This window comes from Thalassovita mediterranea, from assembly GCA_019448215.1.
GTDB lineage: Bacteria > Pseudomonadota > Alphaproteobacteria > Caulobacterales > Hyphomonadaceae > Henriciella.
The window spans coordinates 3,181,223-3,199,692 of record CP080408.1; the positions used below are offsets into that span (position 1 = coordinate 3,181,223).

Consider the following 18,470-nt stretch of genomic DNA (forward strand, 5'->3'; position numbering starts at 1 on the left):
CTTTATGCCGGGTGGTTGTTCACGAGGTTCTCGAGAGCTTGCCAATAAGCGTCGAAGTCGCCTTCGAGCTCGTCGAAATACTCGAAGTATCCATCGGCCTGCGGTTCAGGTAGCGCCTCGATGAAAACGTTGAAACTCAACAAGCCGGAGTCTCCATCCAAGGCTTGATGATTGGCGCCACCGAGAAAGCGTGCTGAAACGGTAGGCCTCGACGTGTCTGGATCGCCGGGCACCGACAGAGGCATGTCAAAGCTCGCGCCGTTTAGGTTTCGCAAAAAATCGACAGCACGTGCCAGCTCGAATGTCGTGACATGGATTTCGACATTACGTCGGCCGGTCGGTTCCGGATAAATCTGTCGCTGTAGAAGCGTGCCAGCTTCCATTTCGCTGCTCTCATATCCAAAATCCAGCGCAACATTTGCCGATGACAAGAGCGGCTTTTTCAGGCTGGAAGGCCACGTTTTAGCATTCGCCATCAGACCAGATCCGTAAATAGAGCTTCAGTGTAGTTTACAGCCTCGATTGTCGTCCGGTTCTTGCTCGCGCGTATGCGCTGAACCTTGACATCCTTGACTGGAAAATCGCTCGCGAGACCGAAGACGCAAGCCGTCCGCACTTTCGACCCGTCGACTTCAATCGTGAACGGCGGAGCAGCTCCGAGCGTGATCGTCTTGCTTCCATCGCCGGTCGCCGTCAGGACTGCGCTGCAGAGCCCATCAGTACCGGTCAACTGAACATAGAGCGCCCCTGCCGGCGCAACCTTATTCAGCGTGAGAGCGGAGCCACTGACCGCCATGACCTGGGCGGCGTCTGCCCAGTTGAAGTCCGGCCACACAAGTCCGAGACGATCAAAGGGCTTGAAGTTTCGGCCCGCGAGCTCCATCGCCCAGCTGAGCTCAAGGTTCTGAAGCGTGATCTGGCGCCAGATATATTTCGCCATGGACAGTGCCTCATCGTCATCGGTAAGGCCGATCACAGGCTGTTGCTTCGGGTTCTCCAGATTATCTTCAGAGAGCGGCCACGAGACCGTTTTGCGCTCAAAGGTGGTCGCGTCATTGTACTCGATAACCACGCCGTCATAACCGCTTGGCTCAATCCAGTTGTACTGCGCTTTCATCGTGCCACGGATCACGTTCAATGGCGTCACGTTCGCGCGGCGGTCTTTTGCCTCGTCGACCACGAGCGACAGCGTCATGGCCTTCGGATAAGGCCGCGCTCTGCCCAACGCGGCTACCGCCTCCAGCGCGGTCCAGACGGTCCCGACGGTATCGAACAGACCATTGAAGCCCGAACGGCTCGCCTGAGCGGTCTGGAATAGCTTGTAAGCCGCCGGATTGCTTTCCGCGTCATAGACTTCGATCTCGCTTTCCGGCCTGCCCACCTGCGTGCAGTAGATGTACTTCATCACATCCGCGAGATTGCCGCCGGTCACCGGATCGCCGTCGAGGTCTGTGATTGTGCGGGTGGACTTCACGAAGATACGCGATCGCGAAGAGCTGGAGATTTCCTGAGCGCCGGTGATCTTGAGCGCGACGAGCGTGACGTTTCCATAGACAGCCGCCTCGGTGTCGTAGGTCAGATAGGCTTTAAGGCCGGTCCAGATCGTGCGGTCGGAATCGCGTGCCTTCACTTCCTGGTCGTCGGTACGGCTCAGCGATACCTTATAGCGCCCTGCCGGTTTGGTAATGACGTAGGAGCGCCTGATCGGGTCATTGCTGGAGCCGGTTTCCTCAAAGACGTGTGTCGTCGGAGAGCCGACGTCGTCGCCTGCGTCATCAATCTCCTGAACTGTCGCCGTGAGTTCCACGGTCAGGTCCGCGAAGTTGCCGTTATCCTTCTGCTTGAACAGTCCGCCCGGCCACTCGACATCCAACTCGATCTTCTGAGTTTCAGTGCCAGCACGGTTCGCCACAAACGGCCCGCGACCAAGCCCGCTTGTCCTGCGGATCACGAACTCGATATCTTCATCGGTTGCCGAGCTGCTGAACGCCGTCGTGACGCTCATTCCGCCTGATGTGACAGAGGCAATGATCTTGGTTGCAGTGAAGGGCGAGAGAATTTCAATGGTATCGCCAGCGGCCGCGTTCGACTCCGCCCATAGTTCATTGAACGTGATTGTCGTGCCGGAAATTGTGCCGTTCACCGTGTCTGTGAAGGCGCGCTCTGTCTCGAGCTCCAGCTGGTCGACCTCGCCTGATGTGACGACGTTCTCATGGATACCAAAGTCTGCATCGATGACGCCAAGCTCCGACGTGTGATCGGCTGGCTTATACACCGCGCTCTCGACGATGCCCGCAGGCAGGTCAGAGACCGGTGTGTCGCCGATCCGGATATCTATGTTGTCGTGATCGCCTGCCCCCAGGCAGAGAAGGAAATATCTGATTTCCTGATTGCCGTCGAAGAGACGGTAGGACTGGCTCGCATATTCGGGTGTGCGCTCCCACGTGCCGAATTGCTCAGGGATGACCCCGCCCAGCTTTGCCCGGTTGGCCTGTGCGGTGACCGAATAAACACTCTGCGCCGCATCTTCACCAAATTGCGAGGGTGCCTTCGGCTGAAGAAGGAAGGTTGCGGCCACCGAGAGTGCGACGGAGGCCACGACAATGATTGCCGCCGTGAGCGGATCAACACCGGCAGGCATGAGCTGCATGGTGAGGTGACGGTCTCCTACGGGCTCAAGCCAGGCCTCGCCAAAGTCCACGGTCTCACCCGTGCCCATATCGACGGTGAGGTGAGACATGGAATTGAGCTTTTCCGGATCCGGGAAATACTCCTCGACGAACTCCAAAAACGTCTTGTCCCATGGCACGACGAGGCGCGCCGACGGATCAGTGAGGCTCGATTGAAGCGTTACTGTGCCCATAGAGCATACTCAATCTTGTGGTCTGAGAGGTCCGCAGGTGAAAGCCAATCCGGACCATGTGACTTCTGCGTGTGCAGGACGCCGCCATTGATGACGATACCAGCATGACGCGCCGCCGCCAGCCTGCCGAAGAACGCGATCGCGCCGTCTTGCCTGTCAGCGCGAACCCACTGGTGAGGTTTGACCTCGTCCCGGAAAATCTTGAGCAACGTGCGAGGGTCATCTGAATGCGCGATTGGATCGGCTGGCACAGTCCATCCCATGCGTTTGCAAACCTCGCAGACCATTCCCCAGCAATCGAACTTGTCTGGCCCGCGCCCGCCGCGCTCATACGTCGTCGCGAGCATGTCGTTGATGACGGCCTCTGCGTTCATCGTCTCAGCCCCGGAAACTTGTCCGACCGATAGAAATCGCGCGGATATTTGCCGTTCAGCATGTTCGCGATCACAGCCTTCACCGTGACGGCATTTGAGCCGGGTGCCGCGCCTGAGACCTCCAGCGTGAAGGTTTCCTCTGGGTCCGTGCCTGCGTCGAGATAGGCGCCATAGATGAGCTGAATGCGCTCAGTCGCCACGGCGGCGGCCGCCTGAAGCTGATCGATAAAAACCGGGCCCGTGTTGAAGATGTCAGCCTGCACTTCGAAGCGGCCGCTCGTGCTGTCTTCAGGCCTGCGGAATGTGAATGGGTGAAGCAGGAAGTCGACTGCGACGCCGCCGACATTGGCGCTGAACGGCGACTGAAAGTTCGTGAGGTGCCAGTCCTGGCTAAACGCCGAGTGTGTGAGCGTGAGGGTTTCACGAAGCACTTCGCCCGCTGGAGCGGACGCATTGTAGCGCTGCAGGCGCGCGGAAAGGTCCGTCATGCATTGACCTCATGAAAACGCCGCCGGTTTGGGCGGGCGATTGACTCTTGACGATTTGAGGCGCCCTATCATTCTCAACCACGGAGGGAGATCATGCGCGCTCTACTTGCTTGCTTGCTTCTAGCTGGCACGCTCTCATCGCCTGCGTTCTCACATGGCGGCGGACTAAATGCCCAAGGCTGTCACAATGACCGAAAGAATGGCGGCTATCACTGTCATAGATCGGCGCCGAGGAGTCAGCCGGCACGAACGCAATCGAATAACCTAAGCTCGAAACTCAACGGCACGGATAATCGCTCTCAGCGGCGTGCTTTCGCGAACTGCTCAGAAGCGCGCGCAGCGGGTGCAGCGCCGGTACGTCGAGGTGATCCAGGCTATGGCTCTCATCTGGACCGGGACAATGACGGGATCGGGTGCGAATAGCTTTGCACTGGCGGATCAATGCCGTCGAGAAGGCCTAACTCTTCACTCGCTCAATCGCTGTTCCGCCTAAGCTCCTGCATCCCATCAATAAGCCAGTCGGTGTGAGTTTTTCCGTCGACTCGCTCAGCGCCCATGTTGGCGACGAACTTGTTGTAGGTGTCGAGCTGGCAGGTCGAGACCATTCGAATTGGTGCGCCAAACCCGTTCTCTGCATCATACGAAATGAAGGCGGCATAAGTATCTTTCGTAGCGGGCCGTCCAGCCTGCAGGTCCTCTATCGCAAACTCTAGATTGACCGCCTCTACGCCATCTCCCACACGATCACTCTCGGCAAGCTCGTCGAGTTTTTGCTGCGCCCACTCCATATCGATGGGTTCAGAGCTTACGCCGACAAAGGTGACATCGACATACTGAACCGTGCTAGGGGCTTTGAGCCGCTTTTCGATGGTCTCCTTGCAGCCGTCGAGAAACACTTGCTTGTTCTTTTCCTCCTGCGACATGGTCTCACCGCAGGCAGCAGCTAAAGCCAGTGACAGCGCGGGTACTGCTAAAAAATGGCGCACGAAATCCTCTCTTACTTTTTACCCGAGGAACAATCGCACATTTCTGGTTGAGCGTAAGCCCTATCGCGACCCTGACCCCCGATTAAGGCCGTATTGCCCCTCGATAAGCCTCGACGTGTCGCCGCCATTGGCAATATCGTCTCTAAGGTTCGCGACCGTTTCGGCTTTCGCCTGCTCAATGATAAAGCGTGGGTTCATGTCTGGACCTTCCTTGCGAACGACGACGCCCGGCGCGTTGTTGATGATCTGGATGTTCGGCGCTTCGCCGCCACCTTTGACGGCCTTTTGGAGGTTGGCGTTCGACGTGATCTGGCCAGAGGCGCCCGGCGTGAACAGTTCCGGTCCCTTTTCGCCCACAAGATAGGTTCCGCCGCCATACACTGGCCCGCCCATCTCGCGCGCACCCGAAAGCGTGGTCCTGCGGATATTCGCCACCGCTGCCATCACGGTTGTCGCCGCCTGGATGGAGGCCGCGATCTTCATGAAGTATGGGAGCGTCGGGTCAGCCCATGCCTCGGTGATAGCCACATAGCTGTTCATGGTGGCCTGAGCGAGATCGAGTCCCTTTGCGATCGCAAACGCTGCCTGAGCCGCGGCTGATTGCTTCTCTGTGTTGCTGTCGAGCAGCTGGCCCATGGCGCCGAAGAAGTTAGCGGACGCGCCTAGCGTGGCGCTATACTGGGCTTGCCGGATGCGCTTGCGGTCCTCTGCGGCGATGCGTTCGATCTCGGTCTCGCGGTCGAGAAACTGCTGCTTCAGGCCAAGGCGTTCGGCCTGCGCTTCTCCATAAAGCCTTACACCTTCCCGCCAAAGCTCGTCGTTGCGGGCAAGGGCGTCGGCCTCCCACCAATCGACCTGCTGCATGTCGGTGCCCGGCTGCAGGGAGCGCTCAAAGTTCACTCTATCGCTGGAAAGCCGCTCGCGGTCTCGTCTTTCACGGTCGAGCCTTCGCTGCTCGTCCTCAATTTCACGCATCCAGGCATCAAACCCACTCTGAAGGCGTGAAAGGCTCTGTTCAACCAGCCGCTCGCGTAGATCCGCGATATCGTGCTCGGCCTGCAGTCTTCGGTCCTTTGCGGCGGCATTGGCCAATGCCTCGACCTCGTGGACATTGTTGCCTGCGGCGATAGCCGCGTCGGCTGCCTCCTGAATGGCTTCAACGTCCCGGTCGCGGCGATAGTTGATGTACTCGACTTCATTCAATTGCGCCTTAGCGCGACCGTCTGCGTACTTCTCCGCCTCATTCGTAAGGCGCTCCATCGACCGTGCCGCCTCATCGATAGCGCGTCCGGTCTTCTCGGCGGGCTCCACAGCTCCGTCCAGCGCGTCACGGAATTGCTCGCCCATCCCATTAAGATCGAAGCGGCCCAATGCGCCGAGAATACTCTGCGCCCGCTCTGGGCTCAGGAAGTCGAGTCGGTCTCGCTGTTGCGCGCGCATGCCAGCCTCTTGCTGGCGAAGCTGGAGAAGTAAACGCTCTTGCTCTCGAGTCTTAGGCATTTCAAAGCCCATCGATCCGAAACCGTACACCACAGGCTTCTCAAGCTGAGCAATCTTCTCCGCAATCCTATCAGCCTCGATACCCAGCCGCGCTGTTTCTTCGACCCAGCGAGCGACCGTGACATCATTCAGTGAGGCAGCAACGCCAGTGAGCGCATTTGAAAGTCGATCGACCGGCCCTACGCTGCTATCCGCCTCCATACCCATGCGAGCAAGGTCGATCCGATGACTGTACTCTGCAGCGTCAGCCATTGCGTCACGAGCGTCGTCCATGACTTCGTCGAGGTCTTCCATGGCGGCGCGCATATTCCTCGCGTCTGCAGTCACCTGCCGATACACCAAATACAGGCCACCAGCCGCAGCGGTCGCCGCTGCGATTGGCGCGGCGAAGCGCACCAACGTCCCCACAACCCCGACCATTAGCTTATTGAAATCACGGAGCGCATTGTTCAGCCCGCCAGGCCCTGCATAGACCTGGGCCAGCTGCGAGCCTTGCTGGATTGCGACCATGTACGGCGCCTGACCAGACGCCAGAGACATCGCAATGTCGTTGGTCTGGAACATCATCTGCTGCTGACGGCCAGCGACGGCACGTGCAGAGGCCGCCTGCATGTTCATCGCCGCCGTGTTCGCCTTCGCTGCCACCGTATGAGCATTGACCGCGGCCGTCGCTGCCTTGGCTTTGGCGCTCATATTGGTTTCGGCTGCGGCCGCACGGCCTGCTGATGCAGCAAGGCTTTCCTGTGCAGCATCAGCTCGGCCAGCAGCGGCGGTGAGCTCGTCGAGGTCGCCCTCGGCAGTGACAGCACCGGAGGAGTCGACCCGGAAAGTGAGCGGGGCAATGTCCATCCTACTTCCCTTTCTTCCTCTCACGCTCTTCGCGCTTGCGGTGGTACTTCATCGCTTCAGCCATCTCCTCGCGATAGGCGAGGTCGAGCGCCTTGAGGGCGTCTAGCTGGTGTGGCTTGAGCCGGATTCCTGAGAGCCCGGTCCATGCGCTGATTTCGGTATAGGTGATTGCCTGCGGCCCGCCCTCGTCGTGTGTCCTGGTCTCATTGAGACGCCAGAACCAGTCGAGGATATGTTCAGGGCCATTGGCGGGCTTGCGGACAGTCGGGACTGGCTGTCCAAACTCCCGGTTAATGTCCGCCCGCGTTTTTCCGTCAAAGCCGGGCGTGTGATATTTCACCCGGTTGCGAAGGTGCTTTACGTAGCCTTCGCAAGCTTGGCGAAAAAACGCGCGTCGTCGCCTGCCGCTGCCATCACCTGCGAGAGAACGACGTCATTGCCCATGACCTTGCGCAGGTTCTCAGGCGTGAACTCGAGCTGCTCTCCGCCCCAGTTGCCAGTATTGCCTTCGAAATCGTCTTCCCACGTCCATCCGACAACGGCGGCGCAGTAGCGATCAAGGCCCTTGCGCTCCAGAAACGCCGCATCTGGCTCTTCGCCGCGCTCCAGCATGTCGCGACGCTCTTTGAACGCCGCCTTATCAACCGCCTCGACGGCATCGCTCGTCATGGACTGGAGCTCCAGCGCCAGCCCGATACGCTTACGCGTACCAGGCAGCACCAGATGGAACGTGGTCGTGTGCGGCTTTACGCTCGAAAGGTCCATGGATTAGGCCCCCGTAGTCGGCTCGACGAAGATCGGCGTCTGCTCAAGGCCGATGGTCGTCATGTGGCGGATGAAGTCATCGCCGGTGCCGTCGACGGGAGTGATCTTCTTCACCTTGCCGCGCGAGTAGTAGATCGAGCCGGCGCCAGCCGCGGCGAGCTTGTCATCCTTCTCGCGCTTGAACGCGTAGGACAGGTCGCTGTCGCCAGCCGCGCGAAGGGCATCTTGACCTGCATCGGCATAGTCTGGCGAAAACTCGACCTCGACGTCCTTCAGGTTCAGGAAGCCTTTGGCTTTGAGCGTGCCGCCGGTTTCGAGCTGATAGGATGCGATGGTTTCATCAGTGCCAAACTCGCCGCAGGAACCGACATTCGCGATCGGCACCCAGGTCAGCGCTGCATATGCCGTTGCGTCTTCGAGGTCATCTGGTTGAGGGGTTGTGCAGATGTAGAGCTTCGAGCCTACGTTGGTACGTCCGTCAGACATGTGGAAGTCTCCTGTTTAGCTGACTGTTGAAAAGCTTGAGTATGGGATCTGGACAGGGATGCTGACTTCGTCTTCGCCAACGAGCGGAGCGGTCTGCCAAGGCGGCTCAGTGATCTGGATGCACTGGGTTTCGTCTGTCGTGAAAATCTGCGTGCTCTGCTTGAACCGGTCTATGATCTGGCCCGCGATCTTGTGGCCCTGCATGACGCCAGCGCCCTTCTGCATCACCACATCGACCTGCATGATGCCGACATGGCGCTTCAGGTCGCCACTCTCTGTGGTTCGCCCAGGACGTGCCGGGATGACATTTGCCTTCAGATAGGGGTAGGCTGTCGGTTTGAAGTTCTCGTTCGGGTAAGCAATCTCTGTCGCTGGTGTGGTCGTGAGACCGTCCAGATGGGCCGAAAGCGCTCGCGCGATCTTGTATTCGTCATCGGTGGCCATGTCTGAACCCCTCGATAAGGATGAAGCCCTTGCCCGGTTCCGGGTGGCACTCGATACGCTTGGCCGGGAGCCCGGCGCCGAGACTTCTGTTCACACTGCCCTCGAAGCTGCACGCCGCGATCTGGCGATGCTGATGTTCGCGCTCGAAATGGCCGGGCAGACTAGCGACGCCGATTGATCTCGGCTGCGGCCCTGAGCTGATAGCCTTTCCAGTCCATCGTGTGCGTTCTGACGAATGCGTCTGGCGCCTGATCATTGGCGCCAAACTCGCGCGGCCGCGCATAGTTGGCAGTGAAGCCGAAGTGGATCGTGTCGCCGATCTTCATGCGGTTTATGACGAGCTTCACCTCGCCTATGGTGAGCGAGAACGCATCGATGTCCTTCGGCTTGTAGGTCACCTGCGTGATCGGCACCTCAAGCTGGGCGATCAGAGACGAGCGGAGGAAGCCCGTGTCGATGCGCATCCGTCCGCCCTCGGCGATGAGCTTGACGATATCGTCGACGAGGTAGCCGAGCGCCGTCTTGAGAATGAGCGTTTGCGTGCGGAGCGCCTTTGCCCTCCACGCCCTCACCGCGTCTTCAAACTCAGCCATCACTCGAACCGGACGTTATATTCGAGCCGACACCTGCACTGGATTGTGTCTCTGGCATCGGCACCGAGTTCGCGATCACCGGGAAAGCGCAGCCGATTGCCGAGGGGCGAAACGAAGGCGGCATCGAAGGCCGCGGTCTGGTTGTGCAAGACATTGTGCGAGAACCTGACCCGCTCATCGAGGCCGGACTTCCAGATCTTCGTGACCTGGTCGGCTCGCAGCTCCCCTGCCGCGATGGCCTGCCGGTAGGTCTCATATTGTGAGCCGGCAATGGATTGCAGCGTTTCTGTTCGCGCGATCACGTCGGCCCGATACTTCAGCATGCGGTTGCGATAGGCCGTGAGCATCTTCACGCGGATTTCGGCCGGCAGCGCCCTCTTTCCCCTAATGGCCTTTGTGATCGATCGGTCAAAGCGCTTGTCCCGCAGCTGACGCCTGAGCGCCGCCCTTAGAAGCGCCGGATCATCGGAGGACAGCTCCAGCGCATAGGCCCTCTGAGATGCCTCCTGCTGTGCCGTGAGGCCGATGATGCCGCCCTGACGCTTGCCCGTGGCGCGCGCGACCCTGCCTACCAGCTCTAGTGCGGATGTGCGCGGATTCTGCCCCTGCTGAAGCCCCTCCACCAGATAGCCACGAATTGCGCTGCGCTGATCCTCGACAATGCCTGTCACCAGCGTTGATGACTTATCTCGCAGCCATTGTTCAGCCTGCGGATTGCGGAGATCAAAGATGACGCTCACGAACCCGGGCAGGTTCGAAGCGAAGCGAAACCCGCCTGCCTCATAAGCGTCCCGGATAGCCAATTCGAGCCGCTGATAGGCGAGCCTGTTGATCCGCAGATAGTCGAGGACGCCCTCGATATCGCCGCGCTCAATCAGGCGCGCGAGTTCGGCAATCTTCGCACGGTCAGTGATGCCGTCGATGCTGTCGAGGAAGGCCTTCCTGACCTTCGGCTCCCACTGTTCCGTGAGAAGGTCCAGGTCAGGGATGTTGCGACCGGCCATCTATTTCGACTTGCTGTCGCCCTTCGGCTTTGGCGCCGTGATGTAACCCTTCTTCAGGTAGATGCTTGTGACGGGATCACCTTCCGGCATGTCGACAGGCGCGCCGACCTTCAGGAACTCGCCCTTCTGCTGGAACGTGTTCGCCTTGTTCACGGTGTACTTCATGGGTCACCCCTCAAATGCGAGCTTGGTCTGCGTGCCTGACAGCACGACTTCTTGCATGAGCGTGGTGCCTGCTGGTGATAGCGGCTTCACGCTTTCAATATTTTCCCAGAGCGTGTCGGCATCGACGTCATCTGCCTCGACGCCTGGCACGATGTAGTCGTCATCGCTGACCGTGATGCCTTCGGTCGCGGAGACCATGAGAACGCGCTCAGTGCGGATGATTGCGGTTCCTGTCTGGTCCCGCACGTCGCGCATCGTCTCAACGCACCAGACCGTCGTATAGGTCGGAACGCCCGGCGTGCGATCATAGGCGGGGCCGCTCGGCGTACCTGCCTGCCGCACCGTCGCTGGATAGCCGCTCGGCTGGCTGACATCGGAGACCGATTTCAGAGCCTCGGTGACTTCCGCGGCGATTGCAGCCCAGTCCTCAGCCATTCTGCGCTCCACCGATCGACAGGAAGGTGAAGTTCGGCCCGTTGCGGTCGATCACATACGGCTCAAACATGGCCTCAATGATCGTGCTGACAGGCTGAGCGGCGTACTTTTCACCCGCCTTACCAGTCACCGTCCAACGGATCTTGTCGACGCCAGTGAGCACCTTCTGCTCAGCGGGCGTGTAGGTCTTAGAGAAGAATCCCGGTGTTGCGAGTTCGAGCGCTGCAGCTTCATAGGTCGCAGGCTCGACCACGCTCAGGGTCTCATCATAGCCCGCAAGCAGATTGGCGACATACCGATATTTGATGTGGTCAGACGCGCGCACGAGCGCCGCCGTGGCCAGCGTATCGGTCGCATCGGCCGGAGCGCTGTTGCCCCGCGCCGTTGCGTATGAGCGCCAATCTGCAAGCGTGCCATACATGGACTAGGCAGCCTTCTCGGCTTCCATGGCCTGCCAGACAGCGTCGCGCTCTGCGCCACTGACCTTCTCAGCGCCTTGCGGCATGAGCGTGTTCACGGCTTCGAGGTCGGGCTTGCCCTGCTTGGTGAAATCCGTCTCGGCCTTCAGGCCATTGATGGCTTCACGGATGATGGAAGCGCGCTCGTTGGTCACGAACTCGGCTTCGTCGGACGCGCCCCCTTCGATGACCTCGTAGCGGCCGCGCCAGGCCTTCGGTTCTTCCTTCACGGTCAGTTGGTGACCGATCGGGATTTCCTTGCCGTTGCCGTCGAAAATGCCGCCGGCAGTGATCTTGATCTTCATGGTTCTGTTTCCTTCAACAGGTGGACAGGATGAAAACGGCCCGTCGCTCAGGACGGGCCGTCATCGTGCCGACTAGGAGTCGATATCGGTCGAGTAGAAGACGCCGGTCTTGCCGCTGAAGTCCGCACGGATTTCCATGCCCATCGCACCCATGACGAGGAACTGGTAGTTATCCGTTGGATTCATGCGGGCCTTGGCCGTGGTGTTCACGGCCATGGCGACGAGCGGGCGGATGTACTCGCTCGACGGCACGAAGCCGAAGAACTCGTTTCCGGTCAGCTCGTAGGTTACGGCGATCTTGTTGATGCGACGGTTGCTCTCCAGATAGTCCCAGAGCTTGCCCTGCTTGGTACCTGCAGACCCCGAGTAAGAACGGTCGAAGTTTCGGCCGATCTCTGGGGAGACGTACAGGTTCACCGCGCCCGTGATGTTGTTCGCATCCAGCATCGCGCCCAGCGTCTGGGTGATGAAGGTGTCGATCGCATCAGAGGTCGTCGCAGCCGCCGTGAGGTCGATGTTCGCGCCGCTGTTGGCCGTGCCGAGGTTGATGACCTTGGACAGCGTAGACGTGCGAATACCTGTCGCGTCGTAGCCTTGGAAGGTGATGTTTGCATCACCGTCGAGAGCATACTGAGCCATGTCGCGGCGGATGCCCGCAGTGACTGCTTCCTGATCGTCGGCAAGGGCGTCGAAGTTCTCGGACGAGAGCGTGTTCCACTCGCGCCATTCGCGGCCATAGCCAGCGGAGAAGATCGGCACCGGGTTGCCGCGATAGGCATAGGTGACCTTGTCGAGCGTGTTCGGCACCTGACCGGACATCGAGCGCTGGACCGAACCGGCGTCCGAAGACACGCGGTTGAGGTGCACGAGCTTGCCGATATTGACGGCCTTCGCCAGCGGCATGAGGTCTGCCATGTAGGCCTGACCTTCATCGTTCCGCATGACGCGGCGGGTGATGCCGTCGAGGTCGAGCCACGCATCACGCGGCAGGATGGACGCGGCGTTCGCCACGCTGGCAAGGCCGGTTTCCGAGCGGTGGAACCACTCGCGATTGACGCAAACCTCTGACCACCAGGCTTGGTGAGGTCGGGAGTTCGCGACAAGCTGTTCGTCGAAATAGCGCATGTCGGTATCTCCTATGCGGCTGCGGTGAGGTAGCCCTGGCTTGGACGGAAGCTGATCAGCTGTTCCGAGCCAGAGTTGTTGTTGTACGCCTCGGTCGAGTAGCCGATGACCTTGTCCGACGTGGAGGCGATCGCGAGCAGGCCGCCGGCCGCTGGCGTCAGGGGCGTGCCAATGGCGGTGATGTTCACACCGTTGGCGATGCGTCCGGCATAGATTTGCTCAGGGAGCAGCTCCATGCCGATGACGACGTCGTCAGCAGCGTAATCGTCGTCGACGCCCTTCATGGCGAGGTAGTTGTCCTGGGCGATCCAGACTTTGCCGACGGTGGTCGCCGCAGCATTGTCGAACTTGCCAGACGCGATCACCAGCAGGTTGCCCGGTGAGAGGTCGGCATCAGCCGCCGGAAGCTCAAGCACCTGCGGTTTGGCCTCGGAGACCGGGCCAAGATAGATCTTGTTGAAGCGCGCCATGGTCTAGCCCTCCACTTTCGGCAGCGTGAACGCTGGCTTGTCATTGCCGCCGTCAGCGACGAATGCACCGTTCATGGCCGCAGCCTTGCCAGGCTTGGCCTTCTCGGCGAGCTTGCGAGCCGCGTTGAGCGTCAGCTCGTCGGCGGTCTCTTTGTCCAGGAGGTTGGCCTTGACGATCTTCTCGCGAAGCTCGGTCAGTTCGGCCTCATCCTTGGCCTTCTGAGCGTTCTGAAGCTCAGTCAGGTTGTCGGTGAGTGGCTTCACAGCCTTCTCGACTGCTTCCGCAATCGAGTTCGCCAGCGTTTCTGGCTTGATCGCCTCCGAGAGGGTGTCAACCTTCGCGGAAAGCGCGTCGAGTTGTTCCTTCGACATGTCTGCTTTCTCCTTGTTTGCAGAGGGTTCCCGCTCGGAAGATGTGAACATCTCCAGTATCGCGGACTTAAGGCGCTCCATCATTGGAGCTCGTTCGCGCTGTTCCAGCGCTCGGGCGAGGTGATCCACCGCCCAATCCAGTTCGGTATCAGCTCGCTCAAAAGCAGAGTTGATGACCTCGATTTCTTCGGTTTCGCCCTTGGCATTGACGAACATGCCGACGCCCTGCTCAGGCGTTGCGGCCCCGTCCTCACCGATCAAAATAGCGTCGTGGTCGAAGACGATGTTGCGGGCGATGAATTTGTGACCTTCACTGCCGTCGCAGTTCTCCAGCTCGCAGAGCAGGCCGGTGCTCGTATGGATCGGCTCGCCCTTGTCGACAGCGTTCAGGACGGTGCGGCCGCCCTCCAGCTGCTTGGCGAACTCGATATCGATCACCTTGTCGAGAAAGACGCGGCCATTCTCGCGGCGGACGTTCTCGTTCCAAGCGCCGACCCATGAGGCGTTGATGCCTTCAGGCTCGCGCGCGCTCACGAAGACGCCGCCGACCTGCGGATGTCCGAAGGGAGCCGGTGTGCGATTGAGCGATTTGTAGGAGCGCTCGATCTCGTCAGCCGGGTACTTGATGTCATTCATGACGACGTCATCAGGCAGCGTAGCCGATGGGATGATCATGAGGTCGCGGCCGTTGCGCTTTTCACGGCGCGCAGCCTTGGTGTTTGCGAGCGAACGAACGTTCACCCGGACGTGCTTGTTCATTGTCTTGGTTTCCTTCAGGCAGCAGCCGCGGCGGGCGGCTCGGTGTCGAGGCCTGCAGCAGCGTCCTCGTCTTCGGCGCCGGGCTCGTCCCGGTATTTCTCTGCGTCGCTCAGGGGTTCATATCCGGCGGTTGCGCGGATCTCTTCGCCGGTAAAGACGATCTCGCCGGAGTCGCGCATCTTCACGTTCACGTCGGCCATCTTCGTGGCGCGTTCGATCTTCTGCTCCTCGGTGGCCTCGGTGAGAGCCTCCCAGTCGAGATTCCAGTCGCGCTCCGGCAGGATGTTGAACCGCTCCAGCCGATTGATGACGGCCATGATGGCCGGGATGACCCGGTTCACGCGGTGCGAGGTACAGGTCAGGGCCCATTCGTCGGCGTCTTCACTGCTTGCCCGCTCACCTGTCTGGGAGCCGAGCAGGATTTTCATGGGCATACGGATCGATGCAGCGAAGCTCTGGAGTGTAATCAGCGCGAAGTGCTCCGGGCTTGCGAGGGTAACCTGCATCGCCTTCGCCTGAATGCCCTGCAGCCAGAGCATGGTGTCGAGGCCCTTGTTAAAGTCAGCGACCTGGTCGCCCATCTTCTCCTGCAGCTCTTCAACTGACACGCCCATGCCCTTGGCCATGTCCGCGATGTTGATTTCCTTGTCGGTTTCGAGCGCGATGCCGCCTTTGGCGTTCTTCCAGAAGCCCTCGCCACCTGAGCCTTTGATCTTCTCGATATCGATGAGGTCGTTGAAGCCCGGCTTCAGGAAAGAGCGGCCATGAACCGTGCCATCCTTGGAGAAGATGACGACGCGGTCAGGATGCACCTCGAAAGCCCGGTTGTGGCCCTGCTTGTCCTCACCGACCGATGCTTCCTGGAACTGGAACATCGTCGGCTTGCCGTAGTTTTCCGACAATTCATCGGTGTCCCAGCTGGAGACGCGAAGTTGCCCCTCCCATGCCGGGATTATCTCGACCAGCCCCTCCAGCCCGCCGGGAACAGTATCGACCGGTTCAGAGAACCGTTGGCTGTCAGCCACACGCAGGATCACGCCAGCGTACTTGCCGACCAGCGAGCGCGTGTCGGCCTCCATGAGCTGCTGCCAGAAGCGGAGGTCGCTGAAGCGCTGGCGGATGTCCGACTCTAGCGTCGTCTCATCATCGCTGGCCTCGCTTTCGAGCAGCGATGGATGTGTCTGCCAGACCTTCTCGACGGTACGGTCGACAGCAGCCGTGGCGAGGCCGTTGCGCTCATACATGCGGTAAAGAAGGTTGAACTCCAGATGTTCCGGCCAGCCGAAATCCTTGTAGTGATCGTGCTTGGTGCTCGCACCCGGAAACCAGTCAGGGAACATGCCAGAAAGGGTGCGAGCCCGGTTCACGAGCATCGATAGAATGCCGGTATTCGACGTCATACACGATGCCTCTTTGATAAGAGCATGCCCGCATAGTTGCGCTGCTCTCCGAAGTTGATGTTGTCGGCGGCGATGACGGCGTCAGCGAGGTTATGGGACTTCACGCCCAGGTCTTTCTTGAGCTTCGCCTTCGGCACGACGCGCTTCTTGCCCTCGCTCTCGACCCACCAAGGCACGCAAAGCTCTGTGAACAGCGCGTCGAGCTTTTCCCGGCCCATTTCAGACGAGAATGAAAGCACGTCCTCCGGCTTGATCGCCTGCCCCCGGACGACGGCATTGAATGTCAGCATCGCGCGACGAGCCGTGTTGGCCCACGCCTGCGACTTCAGGTTCAGGTACTCGTCTTTGTTAAGCGGGCTGTTCTTGTTCTGTGGGTCGCTCGGCTTGTCGCCGTCCATAACCGAGCCGCCGGCATGAAACGCATAATGTTCAACATCCGCTCCCGACGCCTCATTCTGCTCATCGATGTAGCCACCAACGAAGGCGCCGACGCCGATCGTGTCATATGAGACGCAGGCCCTTGCCCGCTTTGCTTTTGCCCAGACCTGTTTCGCGTTCTGGACCAGCTCATCCTTGCCGGACGCCCAGTCTTCGGCCTCCGTGAAGACGCCCTTGATCTTGTCAGCGGTGGCGCACTTGTCTTCGCCGTCGTCTGCCGGGTCGAAGCCGATCACGTTCCGGCCGGTAAGCTCCAGATCCAGAACCTTGTGCGCGTCGACGCATGCATCCAGCCAGCGCCGCTTGAAAATGGAAAGCTCGCTGTCGCCTAGCGGAATACCGCCATAGACGTGCTCGAACATTTCCGGGTCGCGCTCTCGCATCGCCTCGATGTCTCGAAGCGCCTTCTGCGAGAGGAACGGGTTCTCGGTGTAGTCGATCTTCCGAACCACCGTGTGAGGTGGCGGGTTCACGACGAAGTTCTTCCAGACGAAGTCCGTGACGAGCTTCGGGTTGAACAGAAGGATTGCAAGGCTGTCTTCCTTGCGGATCGTAGGGCCGATCACGACCCACTGATCTTCGGTCAGCTTTTCGGCTTCCTCGACCCAGAGAATGTCGACGTCGGACGTGCCCTTGATGTCTTCGAGGTTCCGCTCGATGCCATAGAAGATGAACTGGGAGCCTGAGCGGCGGTGAATGATCGTCGTCTTCTGGACGTCGTACTCGTCAGTCAGCCCAAGATGATCGATTGCCCATTTCAGCTCGGTGTAGACCGAGTCCTGAATGCGGTTCTGAAACCGACGGATACACAGCACGCGCATCATCACCGGAACATGGTTGACCAGGCGCACTAACTGACAGGCGGTGTCCCGTGTTTTCGAACTGGATCGACCGCCATGCAGAACGGCTTGGTCGGCGCCGCCAAGAAAGACCTCTTCCCAGAAATCCCAGAGGTTCGGGTTCGTGAGGTGTGTGCTGTCCTCTAGCTCTTTTCGTCTCGCAGCACTTCGCGCCATGTTCTGTCTTCGGACTGCCTCCAAGTGCCAGGCTCGCCGGTCTCCTGCTTTGCGGGTGCGTGGCTGCCCTGCATCTTGTTGGCTTCGGCAATGGCGGAAACGGCGACACGTGGGTCTGTTTCCTCGGCTCTCTCAGTGATGCGCTTCAGCGCTTCGAGCCGGTCAGCCGCAGACCATTCTGCCTTTTCGGAGACGCGTTCCTGTATCTCGGCGACACGCTTCAAGATGCTTTCATTTGCTTTCAGCCGGGCAGCGTTGCCACGGTTCGGCTTGTAGCCAGCGGCTTCATAGGCTTCGTCGGCAGTCTTGCCCTTGGCGAGGCCCTGAGCGAACTTCTCCCACTTGCCATTCTTCAGAGCGGTCATTTGATATCGAGAAACGCTGCGGTTTCACCCTTTGATCAATGTTGTGCGGTGTCTGGCCCGTGAGACATGAAGCCAGAGGTTAAGGTCCGGCCTAGCCGCCTATGACCTTCGTCGCCTTCCACCGCCCATAGATGCCGATGACGACGCCGATCAGTGCGCCGAGACCGGAGAGGCCGACGACAAGGGCCTCCTGTTCCTCTGGCGTGATCACGTAGCCAAAGCCCCCGGCGATGAGCGAGACCAGAGCGACGATGCCGCCCCAGATGCCACGGGATGCGAGCGGGTGTTTGCCCAGGCCTGAGAGTTTCGGGGACAGGATGGTCATGGGTCTGGCTTTCGATGGGATCCGGCTTTGCGAGAAAGAAGTCAGCCGACCGGGCTAAATAGTGGTCAGCTCGAAGAGGAGAAATTGATGAGTAAGAAACAGGACCCGGCATACGGGGACAAACTGGCAGAGATCGTCGCTGAGCAGCGAGGTCTGCTGGTCGACGACCTTCAGGCGCTACAGCGTCATGATCGGGTTTTGCCCGCTGATGATCCGTACATCGAAGAGCTGGAACGCCGTGTGTGCGACCGGTCGGAACTCATTTCCAAGATGGAGATGGGCGTGACGCACCACTCGAGCCAGTGATCCTGGCATCACCGTCCGGCCTGCTTGCAGCTAGTCGAGAGTGAGGAGGAAACGCGCTGAGGGCGAGACCGGACGGTGAATTTGAGATGGTGACTTGAGGCCGCTAGCGGGGATTGAACCCGCGACCGTCGCCCGTGGGCGCTGCTCATTCCAGCTGAGCTTTAGCGGCGCAGAAGATT

Annotated in this window: 26 protein-coding genes and 1 tRNA gene; 3 read left to right on the plus strand and 24 right to left on the minus strand. The window is 59.8% G+C overall.

Annotated features, from left to right (window positions below):
* Positions 1-2 precede the first annotated feature (2 nt).
* From KUV46_15635 to KUV46_15650, 4 genes are read right to left on the minus strand one after another with little or no spacing between them, the layout of a single operon-like run.
* On the minus strand, positions 3-476 hold the full coding sequence (locus KUV46_15635; protein QYJ00741.1) for a hypothetical protein: 474 nt from the start codon (positions 474-476) through the stop codon (positions 3-5).
* Entirely contained in the window at positions 476-2,863 is a 2,388-nt protein-coding gene (locus KUV46_15640; GenBank protein QYJ00742.1) for a hypothetical protein, read from the minus strand. The genes KUV46_15635 and KUV46_15640 overlap by 1 nt, the downstream gene beginning before the upstream one ends.
* Positions 2,851-3,237 (minus strand): C40 family peptidase, encoded by a 387-nt coding sequence (locus KUV46_15645; GenBank protein QYJ00743.1) that lies wholly within the window; start codon positions 3,235-3,237, stop codon positions 2,851-2,853. Before KUV46_15645 ends, KUV46_15640 begins: the two co-directional genes overlap by 13 nt.
* Complete coding sequence (locus tag KUV46_15650) at positions 3,234-3,725, minus strand: DUF1833 domain-containing protein (GenBank protein QYJ00744.1); 492 nt, start codon at positions 3,723-3,725, stop codon at positions 3,234-3,236. The genes KUV46_15645 and KUV46_15650 overlap by 4 nt, the downstream gene beginning before the upstream one ends.
* A 93-nt stretch (positions 3,726-3,818) precedes the next feature.
* Between KUV46_15650 and KUV46_15655 the strand changes: the two genes are divergently transcribed.
* Complete coding sequence (locus KUV46_15655) at positions 3,819-4,148, plus strand: excalibur calcium-binding domain-containing protein (protein ID QYJ02429.1); 330 nt, start codon at positions 3,819-3,821, stop codon at positions 4,146-4,148.
* A 50-nt stretch (positions 4,149-4,198) separates the two neighbouring features.
* Here the strand turns inward: KUV46_15655 and KUV46_15660 are convergent, their stop codons facing one another.
* From KUV46_15660 to KUV46_15685, 6 genes are read right to left on the minus strand one after another with little or no spacing between them, the layout of a single operon-like run.
* Positions 4,199-4,711 (minus strand): hypothetical protein, encoded by a 513-nt coding sequence (locus KUV46_15660; protein QYJ00745.1) that lies wholly within the window; start codon positions 4,709-4,711, stop codon positions 4,199-4,201.
* Between the two features lie 60 nt (positions 4,712-4,771).
* Positions 4,772-7,060, minus strand: coding sequence for a phage tail length tape measure family protein (locus KUV46_15665; protein QYJ00746.1), 2,289 nt, complete (start codon positions 7,058-7,060; stop codon positions 4,772-4,774).
* 1 nt (position 7,061) lies between these two features.
* Positions 7,062-7,400: a hypothetical protein gene (locus KUV46_15670; protein QYJ00747.1), complete on the minus strand. Its 339-nt coding sequence runs from the start codon at positions 7,398-7,400 to the stop codon at positions 7,062-7,064.
* A gap of 17 nt (positions 7,401-7,417) precedes the next feature.
* Positions 7,418-7,825, minus strand: coding sequence for a hypothetical protein (locus tag KUV46_15675; protein ID QYJ00748.1), 408 nt, complete (start codon positions 7,823-7,825; stop codon positions 7,418-7,420).
* 3 nt (positions 7,826-7,828) lie between these two features.
* On the minus strand, positions 7,829-8,311 hold the full coding sequence (locus tag KUV46_15680; protein ID QYJ00749.1) for a hypothetical protein: 483 nt from the start codon (positions 8,309-8,311) through the stop codon (positions 7,829-7,831).
* Between the two features lie 15 nt (positions 8,312-8,326).
* Positions 8,327-8,755, minus strand: a complete 429-nt coding sequence (locus KUV46_15685) for a DUF4128 domain-containing protein (GenBank protein ID QYJ00750.1) — start codon at positions 8,753-8,755, stop codon at positions 8,327-8,329.
* Here KUV46_15685 and KUV46_15690 point away from each other — a divergent pair.
* On the plus strand, positions 8,754-8,933 hold the full coding sequence (locus KUV46_15690; protein QYJ00751.1) for a hypothetical protein: 180 nt from the start codon (positions 8,754-8,756) through the stop codon (positions 8,931-8,933). The genes KUV46_15685 and KUV46_15690 overlap by 2 nt on opposite strands.
* On the opposite strand, the gene KUV46_15695 is transcribed toward KUV46_15690, so the two are convergent.
* The 13 genes from KUV46_15695 to KUV46_15755 all read right to left on the minus strand — a co-directional run bounded on the left by KUV46_15695 (position 8,917) and on the right by KUV46_15755 (position 17,985).
* Positions 8,917-9,348, minus strand: a complete 432-nt coding sequence (locus KUV46_15695; GenBank protein QYJ00752.1) for a hypothetical protein — start codon at positions 9,346-9,348, stop codon at positions 8,917-8,919. The genes KUV46_15690 and KUV46_15695 overlap by 17 nt on opposite strands.
* Complete coding sequence (locus tag KUV46_15700; GenBank protein ID QYJ00753.1) at positions 9,348-10,352, minus strand: hypothetical protein; 1,005 nt, start codon at positions 10,350-10,352, stop codon at positions 9,348-9,350. The genes KUV46_15695 and KUV46_15700 overlap by 1 nt, the downstream gene beginning before the upstream one ends.
* Positions 10,353-10,517, minus strand: a complete 165-nt coding sequence (locus KUV46_15705) for a hypothetical protein (GenBank protein QYJ00754.1) — start codon at positions 10,515-10,517, stop codon at positions 10,353-10,355.
* Positions 10,518-10,520: 3 nt separating this feature from the next.
* Positions 10,521-10,952, minus strand: a complete 432-nt coding sequence (locus KUV46_15710) for a hypothetical protein (GenBank protein QYJ00755.1) — start codon at positions 10,950-10,952, stop codon at positions 10,521-10,523.
* Positions 10,945-11,373 carry a hypothetical protein gene (locus KUV46_15715; GenBank protein ID QYJ00756.1) on the minus strand — a complete coding sequence of 143 codons (429 nt, stop codon included), beginning with the start codon at positions 11,371-11,373 and terminating at the stop codon, positions 10,945-10,947. The genes KUV46_15710 and KUV46_15715 overlap by 8 nt, the downstream gene beginning before the upstream one ends.
* Before the next feature lie 3 nt (positions 11,374-11,376).
* Entirely contained in the window at positions 11,377-11,715 is a 339-nt protein-coding gene (locus KUV46_15720; GenBank protein QYJ00757.1) for a hypothetical protein, read from the minus strand.
* 72 nt (positions 11,716-11,787) lie between these two features.
* Entirely contained in the window at positions 11,788-12,840 is a 1,053-nt protein-coding gene (locus KUV46_15725; protein ID QYJ00758.1) for a hypothetical protein, read from the minus strand.
* An 11-nt stretch (positions 12,841-12,851) separates the two neighbouring features.
* Positions 12,852-13,310, minus strand: coding sequence for a hypothetical protein (locus KUV46_15730; GenBank protein QYJ00759.1), 459 nt, complete (start codon positions 13,308-13,310; stop codon positions 12,852-12,854).
* Between the two features lie 3 nt (positions 13,311-13,313).
* Complete coding sequence (locus tag KUV46_15735) at positions 13,314-14,441, minus strand: hypothetical protein (protein ID QYJ00760.1); 1,128 nt, start codon at positions 14,439-14,441, stop codon at positions 13,314-13,316.
* A 14-nt stretch (positions 14,442-14,455) separates the two neighbouring features.
* Positions 14,456-15,841 carry a DUF1073 domain-containing protein gene (locus KUV46_15740; GenBank protein ID QYJ00761.1) on the minus strand — a complete coding sequence of 462 codons (1,386 nt, stop codon included), beginning with the start codon at positions 15,839-15,841 and terminating at the stop codon, positions 14,456-14,458.
* Positions 15,838-17,295 (minus strand): PBSX family phage terminase large subunit, encoded by a 1,458-nt coding sequence (locus KUV46_15745; protein ID QYJ00762.1) that lies wholly within the window; start codon positions 17,293-17,295, stop codon positions 15,838-15,840. The genes KUV46_15740 and KUV46_15745 overlap by 4 nt, the downstream gene beginning before the upstream one ends.
* Positions 17,262-17,660 carry a hypothetical protein gene (locus KUV46_15750; protein ID QYJ00763.1) on the minus strand — a complete coding sequence of 133 codons (399 nt, stop codon included), beginning with the start codon at positions 17,658-17,660 and terminating at the stop codon, positions 17,262-17,264. The genes KUV46_15745 and KUV46_15750 overlap by 34 nt, the downstream gene beginning before the upstream one ends.
* Positions 17,661-17,751: 91 nt before the next feature.
* Complete coding sequence (locus KUV46_15755) at positions 17,752-17,985, minus strand: hypothetical protein (protein ID QYJ00764.1); 234 nt, start codon at positions 17,983-17,985, stop codon at positions 17,752-17,754.
* A gap of 87 nt (positions 17,986-18,072) precedes the next feature.
* On the opposite strand from KUV46_15755, the gene KUV46_15760 reads away from it, so the two are divergent.
* Positions 18,073-18,291 carry a hypothetical protein gene (locus tag KUV46_15760; GenBank protein QYJ00765.1) on the plus strand — a complete coding sequence of 73 codons (219 nt, stop codon included), beginning with the start codon at positions 18,073-18,075 and terminating at the stop codon, positions 18,289-18,291.
* Positions 18,292-18,389: 98 nt separating this feature from the next.
* Here KUV46_15760 and KUV46_15765 read toward each other — a convergent pair.
* A tRNA-OTHER gene (locus KUV46_15765) sits at positions 18,390-18,460 on the minus strand.
* Between the last annotated feature and the right edge of the window lie 10 nt (positions 18,461-18,470).